The organism is Hymenobacter antarcticus, from assembly GCF_039539545.1.
Classification (GTDB): Bacteria; Bacteroidota; Bacteroidia; order Cytophagales; family Hymenobacteraceae; genus Hymenobacter; species Hymenobacter antarcticus.
Genome location: NZ_BAABDI010000010.1, coordinates 1 through 23,439, shown reverse-complemented (window position 1 = coordinate 23,439; position 23,439 = coordinate 1). Strand labels below are relative to the sequence as shown.

The 23,439-nt window shown below is 57.2% G+C and carries 20 protein-coding genes, 1 tRNA gene and 2 pseudogenes; 19 read left to right on the top strand and 4 right to left on the bottom strand.

Going from position 1 to position 23,439, the window contains the following annotated elements; genetic code table 11:
- Position 1: 1 nt before the first annotated feature.
- From thrS to rplT, 4 genes and pseudogenes are all read left to right on the top strand, one after another.
- The gene (thrS, locus tag ABD819_RS08985; RefSeq protein WP_345123280.1) at positions 2–1,936 is read left to right on the top strand and encodes a threonine--tRNA ligase; all 1,935 of its coding nucleotides are present in this window, start codon (positions 2–4) and stop codon (positions 1,934–1,936) included.
- 277 nt (positions 1,937–2,213) lie between these two features.
- Positions 2,214–2,771, top strand: a pseudogene (gene infC / locus ABD819_RS08980) (translation initiation factor IF-3); the annotation flags it as partial.
- A gap of 213 nt (positions 2,772–2,984) precedes the next feature.
- Positions 2,985–3,179: a 50S ribosomal protein L35 gene (gene rpmI, locus ABD819_RS08975; RefSeq protein WP_070731735.1), complete on the top strand. Its 195-nt coding sequence runs from the start codon at positions 2,985–2,987 to the stop codon at positions 3,177–3,179.
- Positions 3,180–3,317: 138 nt separating this feature from the next.
- Positions 3,318–3,662, top strand: a complete 345-nt coding sequence (gene rplT, locus ABD819_RS08970; protein WP_070728591.1) for a 50S ribosomal protein L20 — start codon at positions 3,318–3,320, stop codon at positions 3,660–3,662.
- 208 nt (positions 3,663–3,870) lie between these two features.
- Here rplT and ABD819_RS08965 read toward each other — a convergent pair.
- Positions 3,871–3,944, bottom strand: a tRNA-Met gene (locus ABD819_RS08965).
- A gap of 132 nt (positions 3,945–4,076) precedes the next feature.
- Between ABD819_RS08965 and ABD819_RS08960 the strand changes: the two genes are divergently transcribed.
- From ABD819_RS08960 to bshB1, 8 genes are all read left to right on the top strand, one after another.
- Positions 4,077–4,490, top strand: coding sequence for an START-like domain-containing protein (locus ABD819_RS08960; RefSeq protein WP_345123269.1), 414 nt, complete (start codon positions 4,077–4,079; stop codon positions 4,488–4,490).
- 107 nt (positions 4,491–4,597) lie between these two features.
- Positions 4,598–6,049 carry an LptF/LptG family permease gene (locus ABD819_RS08955; RefSeq protein ID WP_345123266.1) on the top strand — a complete coding sequence of 484 codons (1,452 nt, stop codon included), beginning with the start codon at positions 4,598–4,600 and terminating at the stop codon, positions 6,047–6,049.
- A gap of 219 nt (positions 6,050–6,268) precedes the next feature.
- Entirely contained in the window at positions 6,269–6,544 is a 276-nt protein-coding gene (gene rpsO, locus ABD819_RS08950; RefSeq protein ID WP_345123263.1) for a 30S ribosomal protein S15, read from the top strand.
- A 275-nt stretch (positions 6,545–6,819) separates the two neighbouring features.
- The gene (gene pnp, locus ABD819_RS08945) at positions 6,820–8,991 is read left to right on the top strand and encodes a polyribonucleotide nucleotidyltransferase (protein ID WP_345123261.1); all 2,172 of its coding nucleotides are present in this window, start codon (positions 6,820–6,822) and stop codon (positions 8,989–8,991) included.
- A 122-nt stretch (positions 8,992–9,113) separates the two neighbouring features.
- Positions 9,114–9,977 carry a sigma-70 family RNA polymerase sigma factor gene (locus ABD819_RS08940; RefSeq protein ID WP_035566352.1) on the top strand — a complete coding sequence of 288 codons (864 nt, stop codon included), beginning with the start codon at positions 9,114–9,116 and terminating at the stop codon, positions 9,975–9,977.
- A 170-nt stretch (positions 9,978–10,147) separates the two neighbouring features.
- Complete coding sequence (gene trxB / locus ABD819_RS08935) at positions 10,148–11,083, top strand: thioredoxin-disulfide reductase (protein ID WP_345123258.1); 936 nt, start codon at positions 10,148–10,150, stop codon at positions 11,081–11,083.
- Between the two features lie 118 nt (positions 11,084–11,201).
- Positions 11,202–12,332 (top strand): peptidoglycan DD-metalloendopeptidase family protein, encoded by a 1,131-nt coding sequence (locus tag ABD819_RS08930; RefSeq protein WP_345123256.1) that lies wholly within the window; start codon positions 11,202–11,204, stop codon positions 12,330–12,332.
- Positions 12,333–12,463: 131 nt separating this feature from the next.
- Positions 12,464–13,183, top strand: a complete 720-nt coding sequence (gene bshB1, locus ABD819_RS08925) for a bacillithiol biosynthesis deacetylase BshB1 (protein ID WP_345123254.1) — start codon at positions 12,464–12,466, stop codon at positions 13,181–13,183.
- A 58-nt stretch (positions 13,184–13,241) separates the two neighbouring features.
- On the opposite strand, the gene ABD819_RS08920 is transcribed toward bshB1, so the two are convergent.
- Positions 13,242–14,096: a bestrophin-like domain gene (locus ABD819_RS08920; RefSeq protein WP_345123252.1), complete on the bottom strand. Its 855-nt coding sequence runs from the start codon at positions 14,094–14,096 to the stop codon at positions 13,242–13,244.
- A gap of 350 nt (positions 14,097–14,446) precedes the next feature.
- Here ABD819_RS08920 and parS point away from each other — a divergent pair, with 350 nt between their 5' ends.
- The 3 genes from parS (at position 14,447) to ABD819_RS08905 (ending at position 16,458) form a co-directional block, all read left to right on the top strand.
- Entirely contained in the window at positions 14,447–14,890 is a 444-nt protein-coding gene (parS, locus tag ABD819_RS08915; protein WP_345123250.1) for a type II RES/Xre toxin-antitoxin system antitoxin, read from the top strand.
- Between the two features lie 141 nt (positions 14,891–15,031).
- On the top strand, positions 15,032–15,484 hold the full coding sequence (locus ABD819_RS08910; RefSeq protein WP_345123248.1) for an RES family NAD+ phosphorylase: 453 nt from the start codon (positions 15,032–15,034) through the stop codon (positions 15,482–15,484).
- 23 nt (positions 15,485–15,507) lie between these two features.
- Positions 15,508–16,458 carry a hypothetical protein gene (locus tag ABD819_RS08905; protein WP_345123246.1) on the top strand — a complete coding sequence of 317 codons (951 nt, stop codon included), beginning with the start codon at positions 15,508–15,510 and terminating at the stop codon, positions 16,456–16,458.
- Positions 16,459–16,531: 73 nt separating this feature from the next.
- Here the strand turns inward: ABD819_RS08905 and accC are convergent, their stop codons facing one another.
- Entirely contained in the window at positions 16,532–18,043 is a 1,512-nt protein-coding gene (gene accC, locus ABD819_RS08900; RefSeq protein ID WP_345123244.1) for an acetyl-CoA carboxylase biotin carboxylase subunit, read from the bottom strand.
- 216 nt (positions 18,044–18,259) lie between these two features.
- On the opposite strand from accC, the gene ABD819_RS08895 reads away from it, so the two are divergent.
- Together ABD819_RS08895 and ABD819_RS08890 are read left to right on the top strand one after the other, a co-directional pair.
- A complete protein-coding gene (locus ABD819_RS08895; RefSeq protein ID WP_345123242.1) occupies positions 18,260–19,507 on the top strand; it encodes an aminotransferase class I/II-fold pyridoxal phosphate-dependent enzyme in 1,248 nt (415 codons plus the stop codon).
- Positions 19,508–19,760: 253 nt separating this feature from the next.
- Positions 19,761–19,931 (top strand): annotated as a pseudogene (locus ABD819_RS08890) (histone H1); the annotation flags it as partial.
- A gap of 210 nt (positions 19,932–20,141) precedes the next feature.
- Here ABD819_RS08890 and tyrS read toward each other — a convergent pair.
- A complete protein-coding gene (tyrS, locus tag ABD819_RS08885; RefSeq protein WP_345123240.1) occupies positions 20,142–21,719 on the bottom strand; it encodes a tyrosine--tRNA ligase in 1,578 nt (525 codons plus the stop codon).
- Positions 21,720–21,871: 152 nt separating this feature from the next.
- On the opposite strand from tyrS, the gene holA reads away from it, so the two are divergent.
- Together holA and ABD819_RS08875 are read left to right on the top strand one after the other, a co-directional pair.
- Positions 21,872–22,930 carry a DNA polymerase III subunit delta gene (holA, locus tag ABD819_RS08880; RefSeq protein ID WP_345123238.1) on the top strand — a complete coding sequence of 353 codons (1,059 nt, stop codon included), beginning with the start codon at positions 21,872–21,874 and terminating at the stop codon, positions 22,928–22,930.
- An 86-nt stretch (positions 22,931–23,016) separates the two neighbouring features.
- Positions 23,017–23,319, top strand: coding sequence for a hypothetical protein (locus ABD819_RS08875; RefSeq protein ID WP_345123236.1), 303 nt, complete (start codon positions 23,017–23,019; stop codon positions 23,317–23,319).
- Positions 23,320–23,439 lie beyond the last annotated feature (120 nt).

Sequence of the window (23,439 nt, the reverse complement as noted above, 5' to 3'; positions counted from 1 at the left end):
CATGCTCAACATCACCCTCCCCGACGGCTCGGTTCGCCCGGTCGAGTCCGGCACTACCGGCCACGCCCTGGCCGCCAGCATCAGCGAAGGCCTGGCCCGCAACGCCTTGGCCGTGCGCGTCAACGGCGAAGTCCGCGACCTGCACCGCCCCTTTACCGAAGATGCTGCCGTCGAAATCCTGACTTGGAACGACACCGCTGGTAAGTCCACGTACTGGCACTCCTCGGCCCACCTCATGGCCGAAGCCCTTGAAGCCTTGTACCCCGGCGTGAAGCTGGCCATCGGCCCGGCCATCGAAAACGGCTTCTATTACGATGTTGACCTGGGCGAAGGCCGCAGCATTTCCAGCGAAGACTTCCCCGAAATCGAGAAGAAAATGCTGGAGCTGGCCAAGAGCAAAAGCCGCTACATCCGCAAGGAAGTCTCCAAAGCCGATGCCATTGCCTACTTCACCGAAAAGCAGGACCCTTACAAGCTGGAGCTACTCGAAAACCTCGAAGACGGCCAAATCACCTTCTACACGCAGGGCGGTTTCACCGACCTCTGCCGCGGCCCGCACATCCCCGACACCAGCACCATCAAGGCGGCCAAGCTGATGAACGTGGCCGGGGCCTACTGGCGCGGCGATGAGAAAAACAAGCAGCTCACGCGCCTCTACGGCATCACCTTTCCCAAGGCCAAGGACCTCACTGAGTATCTCGAACGCCTCGAAGAGGCCAAGCGCCGCGACCACCGCAAGCTGGGCAAGGAGCTGAAGCTGTTTGCTTTCTCCGAGAAAGTAGGCGCCGGCCTGCCCCTGTGGCTGCCAAAAGGCACGGCCCTGCGCGAGCGCCTCGAGCAGTTCCTGCGCAAAGCCCAGGTGAAGGCCGGCTACCAGCCCGTCGTCACGCCCCACATCGGTTCCAAAGAGCTGTACGTGACCAGCGGCCACTACGAGAAATACGGCGCGGATTCGTTCCAGCCCATCAAAACGCCCAACCCCGGCGAGGAATTCTTCCTCAAGCCGATGAACTGCCCGCACCACTGCGAAATCTATAAAACCGAGCCCCGCAGCTACCGCGACCTGCCCGTGCGCTACGCCGAGTTCGGCACCGTGTACCGCTACGAGCAGTCGGGCGAGCTGCACGGCCTCACCCGCGTGCGCGGCTTCACCCAGGACGATGCCCACATTTTCTGCCGCCCCGACCAGGTGAAGGACGAGTTCAAGAAGGTGATTGACCTGGTGCTTTACGTCTTCAAAAACCTTGGTTTCGAAGACTATACGGCCCAAATCAGCCTGCGCGACCCCGCAAACAAGGTCAAGTACATCGGCTCCGACGAGAACTGGGCCTTGGCCGAAAGCGCCATCCAGGAAGCCGCCGCCGAAAAAGGCCTCAGCACCACCACTGAGCTCGGTGAAGCCGCCTTCTATGGCCCCAAGCTCGACTTCATGGTGCGCGATGCCCTCGGCCGTCGCTGGCAGCTCGGCACCATTCAGGTCGACTACAACCTGCCCGAGCGCTTCGACCTCGAGTACGTGGCCCCCGACAACACCAAGCAGCGCCCCGTCATGCTGCACCGTGCGCCCTTCGGCTCGCTGGAGCGTTTCGTGGCCGTACTTATCGAGCACTGCGCCGGCAATTTCCCGCTCTGGCTCACGCCCGAGCAGTTCATCGTGCTGCCCATCTCGGACAAGTACATCGACTACGCCAATGAGGTAAAAGCCCAGCTGGAGCAGCACGAGCTGCGCGGCACCGTGGATGCCCGCGACGAGCGCATAGGCCGCAAAATCCGGGACGCGGAAATGAGTAAGATTCCCTACCTGCTGGTGGTGGGGGAGAAGGAAGCGCAGGACAACATCATCAGCGTGCGCAAGCACGGCGAGGGGGACCTGGGCTCGATGCCCTTGGACGCTTTCGTCAAGAGCGTACAAAGTCAGATTGTAGAAGCCTATTAATCAGGTTAGAGCGGAGAAAAAAGAACGTCATTTTGAGCGCAGCCGAAGCATCTCTACCGCAGTAGTAATCCATTTAATCGGAATTAGTAGGGTAGCAGAGATGCTTCGACTCCGCTCAGCATGACGCCATTTTTTGCTTGCTTGAAAATAGAATTGGCTGCCGGCTTGCCTTTCCAATTAAAAATGCCGATATTTGCCCCCTGATTGCCAGGCCCCACCCGGCCCAAACCGCCCAGAATCTCATTTCCCGCCACTTTTTTAGGAGGAGGACCATACCATAGCAGCCCCGAATCGTCGGTACGTGCCCCGCCAGCAGGTGGAAGAGCCGTTCAAAATCAACCAGAAAATCCTCGCGCGGGAAGTCCGCCTCGTTGGCGATAACGTCGAACAAGGCGTGTACCCAACTGACCAAGCCCGGAAAATGGCCCAGGACCAGAATCTCGACCTCGTTGAGATTTCGCCCACGGCCACGCCGCCCGTTTGCCGCGTCATCGACTACTCGAAATTTAAGTACGAGCAGAAGAAGAAAACCCGTGAGCTCAAGGCCAAGCAGACCAAGGTCGTACTCAAAGAAATTCGTTTCGGTCCCAACACCGACGAGCATGACTTCGCCTTCAAGGTGAAGCACGCCCAGGAATTTCTCCGCGAAGGTGCCAAAATCAAGAGCTACGTGCACTTTGTGGGCCGAAGCATTGTGTTTAAAGAGCGGGGCGAAATCCTGCTGCTCAAATTTGCCCAGGCCCTTGAGGACCTGGCCAAAGTAGAGCAGCTGCCCAAGCTAGAAGGCAAACGCATGTTCCTCTACCTGGCTCCCAAAGCCGCGGTAGTAGCCAAAGCCGCCGCCAAGCCCGCCGCTCCGGCCGATGCCAAGCCGAAAGCTCCGAAATCTGCCGAGCCCAAAGCTGAAGTCACCGAACAGACCTCCGAAACGGCCCCGGCACCCGCTGCCGACGCCGCCGAATAGATTTTACCCGGTTGAAGATGGCTTCCCGACCACCGGTCAGTCAGCAATCAACAATCAACAACCAAACCTCCAACAACCACTACGATGCCGAAAGTAAAGACGAAATCCGGTGCTAAGAAGCGCTTTGCGCTCACCGGAACGGGCAAGGTGAAGCGGAAGCACGCCTTCAAATCACACATCCTCACGAAGAAGACGACCAAGCAAAAGCGCGGCCTGACCCACACCGGTCTCGTGAGCAGCGCTGACATGAACCGCGTGCGTCAGATGCTCAACTTTTAATTAAAAAATTGAGAATTAAAAATTGCTGCTGTTTGCACAATTGCTCTATTTTTAATTATTGATTTTTTAACTCATTTTCACCAGGCTTCCGGCTCTAAGACTTTAACCCGTCGCCGGCTGCCAAAAACTCTCTAGGTTATGCCAAGAAGTGTCAACCATGTGGCCTCGCGCCACCGCCGTAAGAAAATCATGCGTTTGGCGAAAGGCTACTATGGCCGTCGCAAAAACGTGTGGACCGTAGCCAAGAACGCCGTTGAAAAAGGCCTCTTGTACGCTTACCGCGACCGTAAAGTAAAAAAGCGGGAGTTCCGCGCCCTTTGGATTCAGCGTATCAACGCCGGCGCTCGTGAGCACGGCCTGTCGTACTCGCAGCTGATGGGCGGCCTGAAAAAGGCTGGCATCGAGCTCAACCGCAAGGTGCTGGCTGATTTGGCCCTGAACCACCCGGCTGCCTTCAAAGGCATCGTGGAGAAGGCAAAGTAATTGCCCCTTGGGCGTTACCAACCAAGAAAACGCTGGCCCCTGGGTTCAGCGTTTTCTTGTTTTGGGGCTTCATAACCCAAACGGCCCGGCCGCTAACGCGGCAAAACGGGGCGCAGCTATTCCGGTAGCCGCAAACAGCTCCCGCCTGCCAGATGGCCCTAATGAAAAAAACCGCTTCGGCACTGGGCCAAAACGGTTTTTTCTGAAGTAGCGGGGACGAGAGTTGAACTCGTGACCTCAGGGTTATGAATCCTGTGCTCTAACCAACTGAGCTACCCCGCCGGGTTTTTTGTGGGTGCAAAGGTAACGCCACAATACGCCCCGACGCAAGCGTCAAGGCCAAAAAAACTGTAATTCCTCTACGTAGTGCTGGTTTCAAACCCGCCAACTCATCCTTTCTTCGCTTTATCTCCCATGGCATTGCCTGATATTCAAACTAAAACGCGTTTCGTGGTGGAATTCCCGATTAACGCGTCGCCCAAGATACTTTTCCCCTACCTGGCTACGGCCTCCGGGCTTTCACAGTGGTTTTGCGATGATGTGCGCTACGCGGATGGGCATCACCTTAACTTTATCTGGGACCAGGAGAATCATTTTGCCGAGATTTCGGGGCAACGCCTGAACCGGGCCGTCCGTTTTGTTTTCCTCAACGAGCAGCGCCAGACCGTGGCCGATGCCAATTATCTGGAGTTTACCCTCGATTCGTCGCAGGTAACGGATGAGGTATACCTGCGAGTGGTTGACTATTCGTCGGGACACGATGCTGCTGAGCAACAGGAAATGTGGGAAAGCCTGGTGGCGAAGCTCCGGGAGCAGGTAGGCGGGTAGGGGCCGGGCGACGGTAGGCGCCGCACTGGCTGCCGCCGTTACCGGTACTTTTTTCTCCTTCCCATCGTTTCAGCCCGGGCGCGGAATTCACCTCAGCGCCGCTCGCTATGATTAAAAAGCTCGACAAGCTTATTTTGAAGGCCTTTGCCGGGCCTTTCCTGCTCACTTTTGCCGTGGTGCAGTTTATTCTGCTCACGCACACGCTGCTCAAATACCTCGACGATATCATCGGCAAGGACCTGGGCACGGGCGTACTGTTGCAGTTGCTGTTTTATTTCAGCGTACTGATTGTACCCATCTCGCTGCCCCTGGCCGTGTTGCTTTCGTCGCTGATGACCTATGGTAATTTGGGCGAGCACCACGAGCTTACGGCCATCAAGGCCTCGGGCATCGCCCTGACGCGCATTCTGCGGCCGGTGCTGCTGCTCACGGTAGGCCTGGCGGTGGGGGCGTTCTGGTTTAATGAAACCATCGTACCCCGTGCCAACCTGAAAGCGTATAGCCTCCTCTGGGATGTGCGGCAACAAAAACTGGCCCTCGATATTCGCGAAGGCGTGTTCTATAACGGTATTCCGGGCTACACCATCAAAGTCGATAAGAAAACCGGCGAAAATGGCGACCGCCTGCATGGCGTCATGATTTATGACCATACCCAAAAGTCGGGTAATGCCACGGTGATGCTCGCCGATTCCGGCCGCATGTTCACCCGTTTCGGTGGGGCTTACCTGGGCCTGGAGCTTTTCCACGGCAATAACTACGTGGAACAGCCCGATGCGCAGAACCGGGCCGGGGCCAGCTTCATCCGGCAGGGCTTCGACCACAACATAGTCACCTTTTCGCTGGCTTCGTTCGACTTAGGCCGCACCAAAGAAGACCTTTTCAAGCAGAATCGGATGATGCTCAACATTCCGCAGCTGCACCAGGCCACCGATTCCTTGCAAAGACAGATGCGCCGGGAGCAGAATGTTATCCCGCGGCAGATGAATGCGTACTACACCTTCCTGCGTTTTGATACGACTAGCCGTGCGGCCAACCAACGGGTAGTAGGGCTGCAAGTGCCCGCCACGCGCTTGCCCGCCACTACGGCCGCCATGTTGCAACAGGCCGCCAACCGGGCCCGCAACATGCGCGCCTACGCCAGCAGCACGGCCGAGCGCCTGAACGACATGGCCAAGAACTCGGCGCTGTTCCGCATCGAAGTCTACCGTAAATACTCCCAGTCGGTGGCGGTGCTACTCATGTTTTTGATTGGTGCGCCCTTGGGCTCCATCATCAAGAAGGGTGGGCTGGGAGTACCCATTCTGGTTTCCATCCTCTTTTTCATTATCTACTATGTAATTAGTATTATGGGCGAGAAATACGGCCGCGAGTTTGTGATGCCCGTGGGCCTGGGCATGTGGCTGTCTAATCTGGTGCTGCTGCCGGCCGGCTTGTTTTTCCTGTACCAGGCCTACAACGACTCGGGCTTGCTGGAAATGGATTTCTGGCGTCGGCTCCCGCAACGGCTGGGCATTCCGTCGTTGCGCAAAATCACCGAGCCGGCAGAAGAAGTAGCGTAAGCTTTAGCCTGTGACGAGCGCAGCGAGTGTAATCGTTGAACGGCGCGGCCACCGCCACTCGCTGCGCTCGTCACAAGCTGTTGCGTATGCTACAAAATATCGTCTTCGTGCTTTCATCCTGTTTTTAAATTGCGTACCTTTGCGGCACCCCAATGTGTGGGGTAACCGACTAACATTTTTTCATCCTTAAATCTAAGACGGGGTAACTCCTATCAGCCGATGATTTTAACCACCGAAGCAAAACAGGCAATTTTCGAAAAGAACAGCCTGCAAAAAGTAAAAACTGATACCGGTTCGGCCGAGGCTCAGATTGGCCTTTTCACCCACCGCATCACCCACCTGACTGAGCACCTGAAGGTGAACAAGAAGGACCACAGCACCCGTCTGGGCCTGTTGAAGCTGGTAGGTAAGCGCCGCCGCATGTTGGATTACCTGCAGCACCGCGAAATCAACCGCTACCGCGCCATTATCAAGGAGCTGGGCATCCGTAAGTAAGTCCAGAATCTGAGAGTAGGGAGCCTTCCAACGAAGGTTCCCTACTCTTTTTTTGTTCGGGTCGGTTTGGCACTGAGACTGCCCCGGAATGATTAGTTGTCGGTTGCTGGTTGTCCGTTGTCAGGCCGTTCATTAACAGTTCTGACAACGGATAACCAGCAATTGATAACCAAAATATCGTCGCATTTGTGTTTACCTGAGTAACGACGGCCGCCACTGGCGGCATTCGTTTTTGGCTGCTCGCCCGCTGTCGCTTTTCCAAGCAAATCCCGCTGATGTCCCAACCCCACGCCATTACCAAAACCCTGGCGCTGCCCGACGGCCGCGTTATCTCCATCGAAACTGGCCGGCTGGCCAAATTCGCCGACGGTGCCGTCGTGGTTCGCCTCGGCGATACCATGCTGCTCGCCACGGTAGTGTCGGCCCCAAGCCAGCGCGACGGTGTTGATTTTCTGCCCCTGTCGGTGGACTACCAGGAGAAATTCGGCTCGGCCGGCAAGATTCCCGGTTCGTTTCAGCGCCGTGAAGGCCGCCTGAGCGACTACGAAATCCTGGTTTGCCGCCTCGTCGACCGTATCCTGCGGCCGATGTTCCCCAAAGACTACCACTACGAGGTGCAGGTAATGATTACCCTCATCTCGGCCGATAAAGAAGTGCAGCCTGATGCCTTGGCCGCCCTGGCCGCCTCGGCTGCGTTGTCGATTTCGGACATTCCGTTTGCTGGTCCGATTTCCGAAGTGCGCGTGGCGCGCATCGACGGCCAGTTCCAGATAAACCCCCGGACTTCCGACCTGGCCCGCGCCGATATGGACCTGATGGTAGGCGCAACCGCCGACTCGGTGGCCATGGTGGAAGGTGCCATGAAGGAAGTGAGCGAAGAGGAAATGGTAGCCGCCATTGCCTTCGGCCACGAAGCCATCAAGGCCCAGTGCCAGATGCAGAAGGAGTTGGCCGAGGCCGTGGGCCGCACCGCCGATTCGCCCACTCGTGAGTACCCCAAGTACGAGGAGAACGAGGCGCTGAAAAAGACCATTCTCGACGCCGTGTACCAGGGCGCTTACGATGTGGCCCGCAGCGGCAACACCAGCAAAGGTGGCCGTAAGGAAGGCTTTGGTAAGGTGAAAAAGGCCACTTTGGAGCATTTGCTGGCCGTGGATGCCGAGTTGAACATGAAGATGTTCAGCCGCTACTATGGCTCGGCCGAGAAGAAGGCCATCCGTGACATGATGGTGAAGGAGCGGGTGCGTCTCGACGGCCGCCAGCTCACCGAAATCCGCCCCATCTGGTCGGAAATCAACTACCTGCCCGGTGCGCACGGCTCGGCCATTTTCACCCGCGGCGAAACTCAGAGCCTGACCACGGCCACGCTCGGTACCAAGCTCGATGAGCAGATTGTGGACCAGCCGCTGGCTAAGGGCTACTCGAAATTCATGCTGCACTACAACTTCCCCGGTTTCTCAACCGGCGAAGTGAAGCCGAACCGGGGCGCTGGCCGCCGCGAAATCGGCCACGGCAACCTGGCCCTGCGCTCGCTGCGCCAAGTGCTGCCGCCCGATGATGAGAACCCCTACACCATCCGCATCGTGTCGGACATTCTGGAGTCGAACGGCTCCAGCTCGATGGCCACCGTTTGCGCCGGCTCGCTGGCGCTGATGGACGCGGGTGTGAAGATTTCGGCTGCTGTGGCCGGTATCGCCATGGGTCTGGTGCAGGATAAGGAAACCGGCGAATATGCCGTGCTGAGCGACATTCTCGGCGACGAGGACCACCTCGGCGACATGGACTTCAAAGTAACCGGCACGGAGAAAGGCATTTGCGCCTGCCAGATGGACATCAAAATCCAGGGCTTGAGCAATGAGATTCTGACCGCCGCGCTACACCAGGCTCGTGAAGGCCGTCTGCACATCCTGGGTGAAATGGCCAAGACCATTGCCGCCCCGGCGGCTGAGCTGAAGGCGCACACGCCACGCTCGCACAAGATGTTGATTGACAAAGAGTTTATCGGCGCCATCATCGGGCCGGGCGGCAAGGTTATCCAGCAAATCCAGAAGGATACCAACGCCACGGTTATCATCGAGGAGAAGGACGAGAAGGGCCACGTAAGCATTTACGCGGCTAACCAGGACGACATGCAGGGTGCCATCGACCGCATCCGCGCCATTGCGGCGCAGCCGGAAGTAGGCGAAGTGTACAAAGGCAAGGTGCGCAGCATTCAGCCCTACGGCGCTTTCGTGGAAATCATGCCGGGCAAAGACGGGCTGTTGCACATCTCAGAAGTGACGCACGAGCGGATTCAGACGCTGGAAGGCCTGCTGGAAGTGGGCCAGGACATTGACGTGAAACTGGTGGAAATCGACAAGAAAACCGGCAAGTACCGGCTCTCGCGCAAGGTGCTGTTGCCCAAGCCCGAGGCGACGGCAGCCAGCAACGGCGAAGCCCAAGCGTAGCTGGGCTAAGCGTCCCGAACTAATGTCAGAGGTAGCCTGTTGGCTACCTCTGACCTAGGGACACGCCGAAACGGCCTTTTCTTTCGTATAAACCCCATTAGATATCGTTCTTACCTAGTCCCATGAGACAGCTAAAAATCAGCAAGCAGATTACCAACCGTGAAAGCCAGTCGCTGGATAAATACCTCCAGGAGATTGGTAAGGTGGATTTGCTCACGCCCGACGAGGAGGTAACGCTCGCGCAGCGTATCCGCGACGGCGACCAGCAGGCGCTGGAAAAGCTGACCAAGGCCAACCTGCGCTTCGTGGTGTCGGTAGCCAAGCAATACCAGAACCAGGGCCTTTCGCTCGGTGACTTGATTAACGAGGGCAACCTCGGCCTTATCAAAGCCGCCAAGCGCTTTGATGAAACCCGCGGCTTTAAATTTATCTCCTACGCCGTATGGTGGATTCGTCAGTCCATCCTCCAGGCGTTGGCCGAGCAGAGCCGCATCGTGCGTCTGCCCCTGAACCGCGTGGGTTCGCTGAATAAAATCAGTAAATCCTTCTCGGAGCTGGAGCAGAAGTTTGAGCGCGAGCCTTCGCCCGAAGAAATTGCCGAAGTGCTGGAGCTGACCACTTCCGAAGTAGTTGATACGCTGAAAATCAGTGGTCGCCACGTATCGGTGGATGCTCCGTTTGTGCAGGGCGAAGAAAACCGTTTGCTCGACGTGCTCGAAAACGAGGATGAGGAGTCGCCGGACATGGCCCTGATGAATGACTCGCTCCGCAAGGAGGTGCAGCGCGCCCTGAGCACGCTCACCAAGCGCGAGGCTGATGTTATCACGCTGTACTTCGGGTTGAACGGCGAAGCCGCGCTGACTTTGGAGGAAATTGGCGAGAAGTTCAACCTCACGCGCGAGCGGGTTCGCCAGATTAAGGAGAAGGCCATTCGTCGGCTGCGGCACACGTCGCGCTCGAAAGCATTGAAGCCTTATCTGGGTTAATGAATTAGTTTTGCAGAATAAAAAACCCCGACCGTTAGGTTGGGGTTTTTTGTACAGCCAGATGACGGAGATGAAGTGCGAAGCGGGACTTTGCCTTCACACACCGACAGCGGCTTTATATCCATCGTTCAACGATACGCGAAGCAGAGCTTCGCACTACAGCAATCGAAATGTCTGAACACATCAAATGCCTGATTATCGGCTCCGGTCCGGCTGGCTACACCGCCGCTATCTACGCCGCCCGCGCCAATATGGTGCCGGTTATGTACATGGGTTTGCAGCCCGGCGGGCAGCTCACTATCACCAATGACGTGGAGAATTTCCCCGGCTACGCCGATGGCGTGAACGGGCCGCAGATGATGGAAGACCTGAAAAAGCAGGCCACCCGTTTCGGTACCGATATCCGCTACGGCATTGCCACGGCGGTAGATTTCTCGGTGCATCCGCGCAAAGTCACCATTGACGAGTCGCTGGAACTGACGGCTGATACGGTAATCATCGCCACGGGTGCTTCGGCCAAGTGGCTGGGTATTCCGTCGGAAGCCCGGCTGAACGGCTCGGGCGTTTCGGCCTGTGCTGTCTGCGACGGCTTCTTCTATCGGGGCCAGGAAGTGGCCATCGTGGGAGCCGGCGACACGGCGGCGGAGGAAGCCACGTACCTCGCCAACCTGTGCAGCAAGGTGACCATGATTGTGCGCAAAAGCGAGATGAAAGCCTCGAAAATAATGCAGCAGCGCGTGCTTGACAATCCCAAGATTGAGGTCCTTTTTGATACCGTGACCGACGAAATTCTGGGCGAGCACGTCGTGGAAGCCGTGCGGGTTAAAAATACGCTGACGCACGAAACCCGTGAAATTCCGGTGTCGGGCTTCTTTGTGGCCATCGGTCACGACCCGAATTCCAAGATTTTTCAGCCCTACCTGCACCACGACGAGCAAGGCTACCTGAAAACCCTGCCCGGAACCAGCAAAACCAACGTGGACGGTATTTTCGCCTGCGGCGACGTGCAGGACTTCACCTATCGCCAGGCCGTGACGGCCGCCGGCACCGGCTGCATGGCCGCGCTGGACGCCGAACGCTACCTGGCTGCTTCGGGCATACACTAAAGTGCTGTTTGCGGCGTGTTGGGTACTATCGCGCATTGCCGCATGCCTATTTGTTTAAACTGAACGGCACGGGCCGGGGCGTACGTGAGCCCCGGTTACGGCCTTTTTCTGTTTGCTTTTGACTTTTCTGAAAACAACTTATTGGCGGGCGACGCTGCTATTGCTGGCACTTGTGCTGCTACTGGCCGGGCTTAACCCCGCCCAGGCGCAACGGCGCAAGTCTCCGCGTCCGAAGGCCAAGGCCGGCAGTGCCACCGGCAAATCAGACTTTTTCCGCATTAAAACGCCGAAAATGCGCTATGTGCGGCCGGATACGACTACGGTTATCGAAACCGAAGAATTGCCCGACGACAACTCCGACGCCGCGAAATCCATCTTTTTCAATCCGGCTAAAAAGCTCAGCATCGTGAGCGAGGATACCACCACATTGGACCTCGGCGGGCAGGAGATTGTGGAGATGTCGGAGGAAGTGTTGATTGATTCCTCATGGGTGAAAGTGGCCGGCTACTATTCCATCTGGGATACGCGCACCGTGAACCCCTACCGTGTGGATGGCCGCAGCTACCGCGACTCGCTGAAGCTGCGCCTTATCGACCCGCCCCGGCAGCGCTACGCCAAAATGCCTTTGGTGACGACGCCCATTACGTCGGGCTTTGCCTTCCGGGGCTACCGCTGGCACTACGGCATGGACCTGGACCTGGAAACCGGCGACTCGGTGCGGGCCGTGTACGATGGCGTGGTGCGCATTCAGGCCTGGGACGGCGGTGGCTACGGCAACTACGTGCTGGTGCGCCACTACAACGGCCTGGAGACGATTTACGGCCACATGAGCAAGGCCCTGGTGCCGGTGGGCACCTTCGTGAAAGCGGGGCAGCTCATTGGCTATGGCGGCAGCACGGGGCGCAGCACGGGCTCACACCTGCACTTTGAGGTGCGCTACCAGGGCAACCCCATCAACCCGGCGCTGATGTATGATTTCCCCGGCTACAAGCTGAAGCGCGACAACTTCACGATTACCTCGCAGCTTTTCAACTACTACAGCCGGGCCGTGGGGCGCAGCCGCAGCAGCGGAAGTCGCAGCCGGAGTGGGTCGCCCTCGCGTGCCCGGCAGACCGTCACGCACAAGGTGCGCTCGGGCGATACGCTCTCGGAAGTGGCCGAAAAGTACGGGGTGCGCGTAAGCACCCTCAAAAAGCTGAATCCGGGCGTGAAAACCCTGCAGCCTGGTAAGAAGCTGCGCATCAAATAAATCACTGATTATCGCGGATTAACCGTGATTTCACTGATTTTTTTCTTTGCCGAAAGCCCTGGAAGGGTCGAAAGTTGCCTTGATGTTTATGCTGAAATCAGCGAAATTATTTTAATCAGCGAAAATCAGTGATGAAACTGGATATTCTGGCGCTGGGCGCCCACCCCGACGACGTAGAAATGTCGTGTACCGGCACGCTGCTGGCCGCGATGGCAGTGGGTAAAACGGTGGGCATTATCGATTTTACGCGGGGTGAATTAGGTACCCGTGGCACTCCCGTGACCAGGGCCGCCGAAGCTGCGGCATCCAATAAAATCCTGGGCATTGAGGTCCGCGAAAACCTGGGCTTGCCCGATGGCTTCTTTCGCAACGAGCGGGAGCACCAATTGCCGCTCATCGCCGCTATTCGGCGCTATCAGCCCGAGGTGGTGCTCTGCAATGCCATCCACGACCGGCACCCCGACCACGGCCGCGCCGCCCAGCTGGCCTCGGATGCCTGCTTCTTAGCGGGCCTGCGCATGATTGAGACCTTTGGCGATGATGGCCTGCCGCAGGCCGCCTGGCGGCCCAAAAACGTGTACCACTACATCCAGGACCGGCAATTACCGCCCGCTTTCGTGGTGGATATCACGCCGCACTGGGCCAAAAAGTGGGAAGCCATTCAGGCCTTCAAAACCCAGTTTTTTGACCCCGAAAGCACCGAGCCGCAGACGTATCTGTCGAGCCAGACTTTCGCGCATTTCATGGAGGCGCGGGCGCGGGAGTTCGGCCACATCATCGGGGTTGAGTTTGGCGAAGGCTTTACCGTGGCGCGGCCGATGGGCGTGCGCGAGTTGGGCGACCTGCTGTAGTTGAATTGCTGTATCGGATGGGCTTGGCCAGGCCGGCGGCCCTGGCGCTGGGCGGCTGCTACTGTGCGGCGGGCTTGTGGGGCGCTTGCCCGGCAGCCGGCAGGGGCAGAGCCGCCGAGTCGCGTTCGGGCCGGAACTGCTGCCGTAGCTCGGTGAACAGTTCCTGCATGTCGGTAGTGCGGATGAGGCCCCGGCGAGGTCGGTCGAGGTCGAGGGTGATGTAGACGACCAGCCCGACCAGCAGATGGAAAACGGCCACGGCCAGCCAGTCAAATTTGCGACGATTGGTGCCCACGTAACCGGTGAAGAAGGCCGTGGCCAGCGAAATAATGAACAGCATGTACACGATGGGGTCGGGCACGCGGGCCCGCAGCGAGGCCTGCCGGGCCAACCCGTGCTCGAAAACGGTGTTCAGGGCCGCAATCATCTGCTCGGTAGCAATCTGGTATTCGGGTTCGGGGGACAGGCGCACCGTGCGGGCCCACAGGCGTTGGGCATAAAATTCGGATTGGGCCAGCGCGGCGGCGATGGGTGCTTTCTCACGCGGGGATTCCGCGTAGCGAATGCGCGATTCAAGATACTGGCGCAGGTCTTGCCGAAAGCCTTGCCGCTCGGCTGCCGGGTAGAGGTCGGCCCGCAAAATGGCGGTGTGCAGCGAGGTGGCTACGTCGATGATGGCCCCGCGCCGGGCCTCAAAGCGGGTGCCGGCCATGGCAAAGGTGAACGCCAGCAACAGCCCCTGCAACGCCAGCAGCGAAGCCACCGCCACCGATTGCTCGTCGGTGGCGGTGGCATAGGCCGAGCGCCACTTGCCCACGCGCAACCCAATGCCGGTGAAAACGAGGAGCGCGCCAAACAGCAGCGACACGAGCAGCGTGGTATGGGTCGTGTAGAGCATAGAATATTCACTCATGGGCTTCCAGGCAGAAAAATCGTGAGGAATCGGGAGTCCGCATCGCCCGGCTCTGGCCAGTGGAGGCGCACATACCGTGACCCGACGTATTCGAGCGTGGTGGAATGTAGGTATAATATAGTAAATAAATAATTATAATATATTTGTATTTTTGAAATTGAGATTTTAAAGTCAGATGCTTGACTCATAGGTTATAGTAGCCATTAATATTGTTGAGCGAAGTAGTTGAGCAAGCATGCGATTTCTGCGCCAGGAAGCGCCGGCGCAACTGTATCGGAACAAAGTGGAAGAATTTCCTGTTGATTGGGAAAATATTCCCACTTTTGGGGCTCGATAGACTACTTATGTCCATGGCTACTGCTGCCACTCATCCGACTGCCGTTTACTCGCCCGCTCTGCTCGGGCTGCAGGCCACCGTGGCCGATTCCTTCGCCCTCGTGATGGAAGCCCGCACCGGCGTGCCGGCCAAAACCGCTTTCGACGTGGCCTCGCTGCTGAAACTGAGCGCCGACGAGTTGGCCGACCTGCTACACACCACCACCAAAACCCTGCGGGCCTACCGGGAGGGCAAAAAGCGTCTCGGCCCCGCCGCCAGCGAGCAAGTGCTCAAGCTGCTGGCCCTGGCTAGTCTGGGGGAGAAAGTATTCGGCTCGCTCACGGCCTTCCGCCGCTGGCTCGACAAGCCCGCCTACGGCCTCGACAACCAAGCCCCGCTGGCCCTGCTCGAAACCAGCGGCGGCATCGATTTGGTAGCCGACGAAGTAGACCGCATTGCCCACGGCGACTTCGCATAGAAAAACCAGCCCGTCATGCTGAGCGCAGCCGAAGCGTCTCGCTTGTGGTAGTAATTCTTTTTTCGACTATTGGATTAGCACAGCAAGCGAAATGATTCAGCTGCGCTCAGTCTGAACGCAGAAAAAATACCCAACTCCCAAGTGGAAATCTATCGCATCTGCCTGGCCAAATACGCCGGCGAACTCATCGCCTCCGGCAACCCCGGCCGCTGGAACCTGCGCGGCCAGCTGGTCATCTACGCCGCCGGCAGCCGCGCCCTGGCCTGCCTCGAAAACGTGGTGCATCGCAGCGGCGAAGGCCTCAACAGTCTCTTCAAAGTCATCCGCATTGAGGTGCCCGATTCCCTGGCCGTGGAGGAGCTAACGCTGGACCAAATGCCCGACGAATGGCAGCTGCCCCGCCACTACGCCCGCTGCCAGCCCTTGGGAGCCGACTGGTACCAGCGCCAAACGGCAGCCATAATGCGGGTACCGTCTTCCATCATCGCCCACGAGCACAACTACGTGCTCAATAGCCGCCACTCGGATTTTACGCAGGTGCGCATTGTGGGCTGGGAGGACTTTGAGTTTGACCCGCGCATTAAGGCTGAGTAAGCGTAATAAAATAAATTTCTGCTATGATTAATGACTTTTTTCTTATAATCGTTAGAGGGGCAAAATTCGATTTAGCACAAATCGATTTCTCATTTGCGAATTACAAATACGTGCCTCTCAACTCTTCGCTCATTGATGAGTTTTTGATTTCTCAACAGAAAACAGATACAGATTATCTATCTACTATTCGTGCTCGTTATACGAGAGGGCATCAAATTCACGACCCGCACTATGCAATACTTCCTATCGACTCAAATCAAATATCTTGGAACCATGCAATGAGATGTATATGGCTATCGACAATTGCCTATCCAAGTGATTTGCAAAAGATATACGAAATAAGGTATGGGCGTCTTTCACCAATATCGATAGTTCAAACTTCTATGACTGAATATGACCGTTATGAAACTTTTAACCCAATGCAAATACCGGACGGAGAACTGAGTTCTTTGCAGGAGTTTTTAGTGTTAGCTTTTGATAGAATAGGTAGGGATAATTATATAAGCCAAGTAGTCGATGCTTATCTACAAAGTCGCCAAAGTTCATTGGTACATCATAGCTACTTATCTCTGACCATGGCACTAGAGACAATTCTGGATGGTAAAGATGAGTTGACGTACCGACTTAAACGTGCTGTAGCCATTATTCTCGGACGTACAATTGATAGTTGCGAGGTGCTATTCGGAATGGTAGGACATATGTATGGGCTTCGTAGTACCATTATCCATGGCGAAAAATTTAAAAGAGAAGAACTGGATTACTACCTGCCAACTTTAGAAAAATTAGTCTCTCGGCTAATTATAGAGCTAATAATTCATGATGTAGATACAAGGATTTCCCTTGGCAGGATTATGAACAGGTCAGGATTTGGAGATTACAGTAAAATTTCAGAGTCGCATAAAGAATTTGCTTTCAATGCAGAAACCTATGCCATATTGAATATTAAAGAATACAGTAAATACAAAGCGAAGTAAACGCAAACAAAAAAGCCTTAGCTGTACAGCTAAGGCTTTTTTGTTTGTAAGAATGCGTAGTGTGTAAAAACATCTACCGCACCCCCAACCGGTTCCTGCGCCACCCCGAACCCTCCGTACCCGCCGATTCACCAGTTGCTACCGCCGCTTTGGGTTTCTTCTCGCTGAGCAGCAGGGCACCTAGCGCGGCGGCTATTTTCGCCGTGGCCTCATCCGGCGCGGTGGGGGCGAGGGTGGTGGGGGTGAAATGGTCCTTGATGAAGTTCGTATCGAAATTGCCGCTCACGAAGGCGGGATGGCGCAGCACGTAGGCCCCGAAGCCCAAGGTGGTTTCGATGCCCGTGATTTGATATTCCTCGATGGCGCGGAGCATGCGGGCGATGGCCTCGGCGCGGTTAGCCCCGAAGGTGACCAGCTTGGCAATCATCGGGTCGTAGTAAATCGGGATGTCCATGCCCTGCTCAAAGCCGTCGTCGACGCGCACGCCGGGGCCCTGGGGGCGCACATAGGTGGTCAGGGTTCCGATGTCCGGGAGGAAGTTGTTCTGCGGGTCTTCGGCGTACACGCGCACCTCAATGGCGTGGCCGGTGATGGCGAGGTCTTCCTGCGAGAAGGCGAGGGGCTCGCCCTGGGCTACTTTAATTTGTTCTTTCACCAGGTCGAGGCCGGTGATTTGCTCCGTGACGGGGTGCTCGACCTGGAGGCGGGTATTCATCTCCAGGAAGTAGAAGTTGTGCTTGTCATCGAGCAGGAATTCCACGGTGCCGGCTCCCGCGTAGTTGCAGGCGCGGGCCACGTCCACGGCGCAGCGGCCCATTTCGGCGCGCAGCGCGGGCGTGAGCACCGAGGAGGGCGCTTCCTCAATCACCTTCTGGTGGCGGCGCTGGATGCTGCACTCGCGCTCGAACAGGTGCACGATATTCCCGTGCTCGTCGCCCAACACCTGAATTTCGATGTGGCGCGGGCCGGTCACGAACTTCTCGATGAACACCGCCCCGTCGCCAAAGGCCGATACCGCCTCATTAATAGCCAGCTGCATCTGCTCCTCAAACTCGTCGGTATTGTTCACGATGCGCATACCCTTACCACCGCCGCCGGCCGAGGCCTTGATGAGAATGGGGAAGCCGACTTCCTCGGCAATCAGCTTGGCGGCGGGCACGTCGGAAATGGCTTCGTCGGTGCCGGGCACCAGCGGGATATTGTAGGCCTTCACGGCCTGCTTGGCCGAGAGCTTATCGCCCATCATTTCCATGGCCTCGGGGCTGGGACCCACGAAAATCAGACCCGCCTCGCGCACGGCGCGGGCAAAGCCGGCATTCTCCGAGAGGAAGCCGTAGCCGGGGTGAATGGCATCGACACCCAATTCCCTGCATACTTCCAGAATCTTGTCGCCGCGCAGGTAGCTGTCTTTGGAGGCGGGCGGGCCCACGCACACGGCCTCATCGGCGTAGCGCACGTGCAGGGCGTTGCGGTCGGCTTCGGAGTAGATGGCTACGGTGGCAATGCCCATTTCCTTGGCGGAACGGAGGACGCGCAGGGCAATTTCGCCCCGGTTGGCGACGAGTAGTTTGGAGATTTTTTTCATTGAAACGGGCGGGTGGGACGGGTTCAGGACACAAAGAAAGTCCCAAACCAGGCGCTCGCAGCAAACCTGCCGACCGTTTGCCGGTTGTTAAGCCCAAATTATGTACAACCGCAGCCGGGGGTTATCTTTGTGATTAGGCCCGTTTTGGCTAGCCCCAAAAATCCCCGCAGAGGCTGTTTCCCCGCGTTTTACACTCACCTTATTCCCGTTTCTTCAGTGGATATTTTCGACCGGATTTCGGCCAACCGCGGCCCGTTGGGTTCGCATTCGCATTACGCTCATGGCTATTTTGCCTTTCCCAAGCTGGAAGGTGAAATCAAGCCGCGCATGATATTTCGTGGCAAAGAAGTGCTAACCTGGAGCCTTAACAACTATTTGGGCCTGGCCAACCACCCCGAAGTGCGCCGTGTAGACGGCGAGGCGGCTGCGGCCTGGGGCATGGGCTATCCCATGGGCGCGCGCATCATGAGCGGCAACACGAGCTACCACGAGCAGTTGGAAAGCGAGCTGGCCGATTTCATGAGCAAGCCCGATGCCTTGCTGCTGAATTTTGGCTACCAGGGGATTCTGAGCACAATTGATTCGCTGGTGACCCGCCACGACGCTATCGTATACGACGCCGAGTCGCATGCCTGCATCATCGATGGCGTGCGCCTGCACCAGGGCAAGCGGTTTGTGTACCCGCACAACGATATTTCCAACCTCGAAAAGCAGCTGCAGCGCGCTACCCGCCTCACGCAGGAAACCGGCGGTGGCATTCTCGTCATCACGGAGGGGGTGTTCGGGATGTCGGGCAACATGGGCAAGCTGCGCGAAATTGTGGCATTGAAGGAGAAATACTCATTTCGGCTCCTCCTCGACGATGCTCATGGTTTTGGCACAATGGGAGCCACCGGAGCGGGTACGGCCGAGGAATTGGGTGTTATTGACAGCGTGGACATAATTTTTTCCACCTTCGCCAAGAGCATGGCCAGCATCGGCGCGTTCGTGGCCGGGAACGAAAGCGTGATTGAATATTTGCGCTACAACATGCGGAGCCAGATTTTTGCCAAATCGCTGCCCATGCCACTCGTCATCGGCGCGCTAAAGCGGTTGGAATTGCTGCGCACCCAGCCCGAGCTCAAGGAAAACCTGTGGAACGTGGTGCACGCCCTGCAGAGCGGCCTGCGTGAAAAAGGCTTCAACCTCGGCACCACCGAATCGCCGGTGACCCCCGTGCTGCTGGCCGGTGAAATCTCCGACGCTACGGCCCTAACCTTTGATTTACGCGAGAATCACGGCATTTTCTGCTCCATTGTGGTGTATCCGGTGGTGCCCAAGGGCGTGATTATGCTGCGCCTCATCCCCACGGCCACGCACACGCTGGCCGACGTGCAGGAAACGATTGTGGCCTTCGAAGCCATGGCCGCCAAGCTCGATAAGGGCCTTTACAGCAAGGCCCCGGCCCCGGCCCAAATAGCCTAGAATAGCCCGCCAGGGCACATCGCGCCGGCTGCCCAAGAGGGTGGCCGGCGTTTTTGTTTTTGAACTATTCTAAGTTGGAGGCAGGCAAGTGATTTTGCGCAAATGGCCTTTTTTTTGGCAAAATCGGCCTCTAAAAGCAGGGGAGGGGGTTTTTAAAAAAAAGCGAAAAACTTGCTTGCATTTGAAATCCCTGTATATTAGGGCCGGCTTAACACCGCTACTAACTCATTTTTCACCCCCAACCCCAACCCCAATGAATAATTTTGGCAAACTGAAGGACCTCGTGATGTCGCTCGAAGACGACTTTTCGAAATTCTACGAGAAGCAGAACGCTGCTGCCGGCACACGTGTCCGTAAAGGCATGCAGGAGCTGAAAACGATGGCTCAGGCGTTCCGCACCGAAGTGCAGAACACTAAAAACACTGGTGCCGCCGCGGCTGCTCCTGCTGCCAAGAAGGCCGCTCCTGCTAAGAAAGCTGCTCCGGCCGCTGCTAAGAAGGCTGTTCCTGCCAAGAAGAAGTAATCTGAACCACGGATTCGCTCGGATTTATCGGATTTGTCGGATTTCGTGGACAGTAAAAAAGGCCCTGCCGATTGGCAGGGCCTTTTTTTATGCCTGTGGGAATGGGTGGAATTACACGAGCTCAATCAAAAAGTAGTTCTTCTTGCCTTTCTGCACCACCAGGTACTTGCCTGCCAAATAGGTTAGGGCGGCTACGTGGGCATCGGGCGAGGCCACTTTCTCGCGGTTGATGCTCACGCCGCCCTGCTGAATCATTTTCTTCGCTTCGCCCTTGGAGGTGAAAATCTGATGCAGCGTGATGTCGCTGAGCAGCGTGGCGGCGTTGAGGTCCGGGAGGTCGACGCGCAATACGCGCAGGTGGGGCACGCCGGCGAATACGTCGAGCAGGGTGGCCTCGTCGAGGGAGGCGAGGTCGCCACCGCCGAAAAGGACTTGGGAGGCGGCGATGGCGGCTTCGGTGGCTGCGGGCGAGTGGACGCGGGTGGTTACGTCGGCCGCCAGGGCCTTTTGCAGGATGCGCAGGTGCGGGGCTGCGGCGTGCTCGGCTTCCAGCTGTTCAATTGCTGCCTGTGAGAGCAGCGTGAACACGCGAATGAGGCGCGGGGCGTCGGCATCGGCGGCATTCAGGAAGAATTGGTAGAACTGGTAGGGCGAGGTCAGGGCGGGGGCGAGCCAGACGGTGCCGGTTTCGGACTTGCCGTACTTGGTGCCGTCGGCTTTGGTGATGAGCTGGCCGGTCAAAGCGTACGCTTTGGAGTGGCTGAGCGGCTGAGTGGCTGAGTGGCTGGAATCTGCCGCTGCTGCTTCTACTTCGGCGTTGGCGAGGCGGCGGATGAGCTCGGTGCCGGTCGTGATGTTGCCCCACTGGTCGCTGGCGCCCATTTGCAGGGTGCAGTTCAGCGTTTTGTTGAGGTGGACGAAGTCGTAGCCCTGCAGCAGCTGATAGCTGAATTCGGTGTAGCTGATGCCGTTTCGAGAATCTTCCCGATTCTCAGAATTCAATTCTGAGTTTAAAGAGGAAATTGAACTGATGACATTTTCAGTTGCCATATTAACGTCCACTATTCTATCATCTAGAATAGCAGGTTCAGATATCTCAAGCATAGTCCAGCTATCATGAGCTGAACGCAAGTCAGACACTGCGGAACTTAGACTTTGACTTCGATTAACCAATTCTGAAGCAATTGCTTTGACCTGGGAATTGTCATTGGATTGGCCTATTCTTTTCTGAACAGAGTCCTTGGCCATCATGTAGTTTACGGTGAGGTGCTTGCCCACCTCGCGCAAAAAGCCCAGAAAGCCGATTTCCTTGAACCAGTCGTAGTTATTCACCACCAGCGCGCCGGTGGGGCCTGCGGAGAAGTCCAGAAACTTCTCCAGCTGGGCCTGAATACCGGCTTGGTTGTGGCGCAAAGTGGCTTCGTCGAGCAGGTTGCGCTCGGCCGATTTGCCGCTGGGGTCGCCAATCATGCCGGTGGCCCCACCCACGAGGGCCACGGGGCGGTGGCCGGCGCGCTGCAAATGCACTAATAGCATGATAGTAGCCAGGTTGCCGATGTGCAGCGAGGCCGCCGTGGGGTCGAAGCCGATGTAGCCGGTGATGGGGGCATTGGCCGCGAGGTGTTCGGCGGTGCCGGGCATGGCATCGTGGTACATGCCGCGCCAGGTCAGTTCTTCAATTAGATTCAATGGGTGAATGGCTGAATGGGTGAATGGGTGAATGGAAACGTTATTCACCCGCAAAACGTGGCCCCAAAGGTACTAGGCGGCTTTACCTTTGCCAGCGTGGAAGAACGTGCCGCCCGTTCATTCACCCATTCACCCATTCAGCCTTTCACCCATTGATACAGGAAGCCGACGCGATACTTAAGCAGCTCCAGCAGCGGCAGTTTCAGCCCGTGTATTTTTTGCAGGGGGAGGAGCCGTACTACATTGATGTGGTGGCCGATTTGATTGAAAAAACCGTGCTGGCCGAGCACGAGCGCAGTTTCAACCAGGTTATTATCTACGGCAAGGACGTGGACGTGACCGGCATTCTGGGCCAGGCCAAGCGGTTTCCGATGATGGCCGAGCGCTCGGTGGTCATCGTGAAAGAAGCTCAGACGGTGGCCGATTTGGAGCAGGAGCGGAGCTGGCCGTTCCTGGAGGCGTACCTCAAAAACCCGTTGCTCAGCACCGTGCTGGTGTTTTGCTACAAGCACAAGACGCTGGATAGCCGCAAGAAGCTGGGCAAGCTGCTCAGCGGCAAAGACTCGCCGGTTGTGCTCATGACCAGCAAGAAGCTCTACGACAACCAGGTGCCGCAGTGGCTCACGGCCAACGTGCGCGGGCGCGGCCAGCAGATTACGGGGCAGGCCACGGCCATGCTGGCCGAGTACATCGGGGCCGATTTGGGGCGGCTGGCCAACGAAGTCGACAAGCTGGTGCTGAACCTGAAGCCCGGCCAGCCCATCGACGAGGAGCTGGTGCAGCGCATGGTGGGCATCAGCAAGGACTACAATATTTTCGAGCTGCAAAAGGCGTTGGTGCAGCGCGACGTGCTCAAGGCCAACCGCATTCTGGCCTACTTCGCGGCCAACCCCAAGGCCAACCCGCTCATCCCGAACCTGACGCTGCTGTTCAACTTCTTTACCAAGCTGCTGGTGCTGCATCAAGCCGGCCCCAACCCCTCGGATGGCGTGTTCAAAAGCCTGGGCATTATAAACAGCTTCGCCCAAAAGGAATACCAGCAGGCCCTGCGCGTGTACCCGGCCGAGCGGGTGGTGGGCCTCATCCACAGCATCCGCCGGGCCGACGCGCAGAGCAAGGGCATCGAAAGCGGCTCGATGGACGACGCCGAGATTCTGCGGGAGCTGGTGTGGCTGATTCTGCACAACGTGCCGGCCGGGGTGCTGGGGTAAAGCAATTTGATGGGGACGAAGCCGTTTAAAACCTAAATTGCCAATCCGCTCGAATTTCATACAGTTCCTAACTGTCCCCCATTCCCATGGCCTTTTTTATCAAGCACATGAATCGCCGGGCGCTGTATTGGGTTGTTGTAATAACTATTTTGGGGCTGGGTGCTTGGGGGGCATGGCAGCACCGGCAGGAACAGCGGCGGGCTTGGCTTACGCTTCGTCTCTTAGATACCACGCTGCAAGCAGAAAATGAACAAGCCAAAGAGAGAGCGGCTAATACGGTAAGGGGCATCCGGGTGGCGGTGGTGCGAAACCTAAACCAGGAACGCGACCAGGTAGTACTGCGTCAGGCCGAAAAAATTCGTGACCAGACCAACGAGCTAGCTGTATAGTCCCGGAGGATAGTGGGGTACCTTTACCGCCTGCTTACCGAACGAATTTATGGGAAAATTACCACACGGGTGCGCCCGCACAACGCCGGCAACTCGGCGCCTTATCCAGCAAAGTACAGA

Coding starts and splice junctions, on each gene's coding strand:
- thrS (WP_345123280.1), top strand. CDS start 2: ATGCTCAACATCACCCTCCCCGACGGCTCGGTTCGCCCGGTCGAGTCC.
- rpmI (WP_070731735.1), top strand. CDS start 2,985: ATGCCGAAAGTAAAGACGAAATCCGGTGCTAAGAAGCGCTTTGCGCTC.
- rplT (WP_070728591.1), top strand. CDS start 3,318: ATGCCAAGAAGTGTCAACCATGTGGCCTCGCGCCACCGCCGTAAGAAA.
- ABD819_RS08960 (WP_345123269.1), top strand. CDS start 4,077: ATGGCATTGCCTGATATTCAAACTAAAACGCGTTTCGTGGTGGAATTC.
- ABD819_RS08955 (WP_345123266.1), top strand. CDS start 4,598: ATGATTAAAAAGCTCGACAAGCTTATTTTGAAGGCCTTTGCCGGGCCT.
- rpsO (WP_345123263.1), top strand. CDS start 6,269: ATGATTTTAACCACCGAAGCAAAACAGGCAATTTTCGAAAAGAACAGC.
- pnp (WP_345123261.1), top strand. CDS start 6,820: ATGTCCCAACCCCACGCCATTACCAAAACCCTGGCGCTGCCCGACGGC.
- ABD819_RS08940 (WP_035566352.1), top strand. CDS start 9,114: ATGAGACAGCTAAAAATCAGCAAGCAGATTACCAACCGTGAAAGCCAG.
- trxB (WP_345123258.1), top strand. CDS start 10,148: ATGTCTGAACACATCAAATGCCTGATTATCGGCTCCGGTCCGGCTGGC.
- bshB1 (WP_345123254.1), top strand. CDS start 12,464: ATGAAACTGGATATTCTGGCGCTGGGCGCCCACCCCGACGACGTAGAA.
- ABD819_RS08920 (WP_345123252.1), bottom strand. CDS start 14,096: ATGAGTGAATATTCTATGCTCTACACGACCCATACCACGCTGCTCGTG.
- parS (WP_345123250.1), top strand. CDS start 14,447: ATGGCTACTGCTGCCACTCATCCGACTGCCGTTTACTCGCCCGCTCTG.
- ABD819_RS08905 (WP_345123246.1), top strand. CDS start 15,508: ATGATTAATGACTTTTTTCTTATAATCGTTAGAGGGGCAAAATTCGAT.
- accC (WP_345123244.1), bottom strand. CDS start 18,043: ATGAAAAAAATCTCCAAACTACTCGTCGCCAACCGGGGCGAAATTGCC.
- ABD819_RS08875 (WP_345123236.1), top strand. CDS start 23,017: ATGGCCTTTTTTATCAAGCACATGAATCGCCGGGCGCTGTATTGGGTT.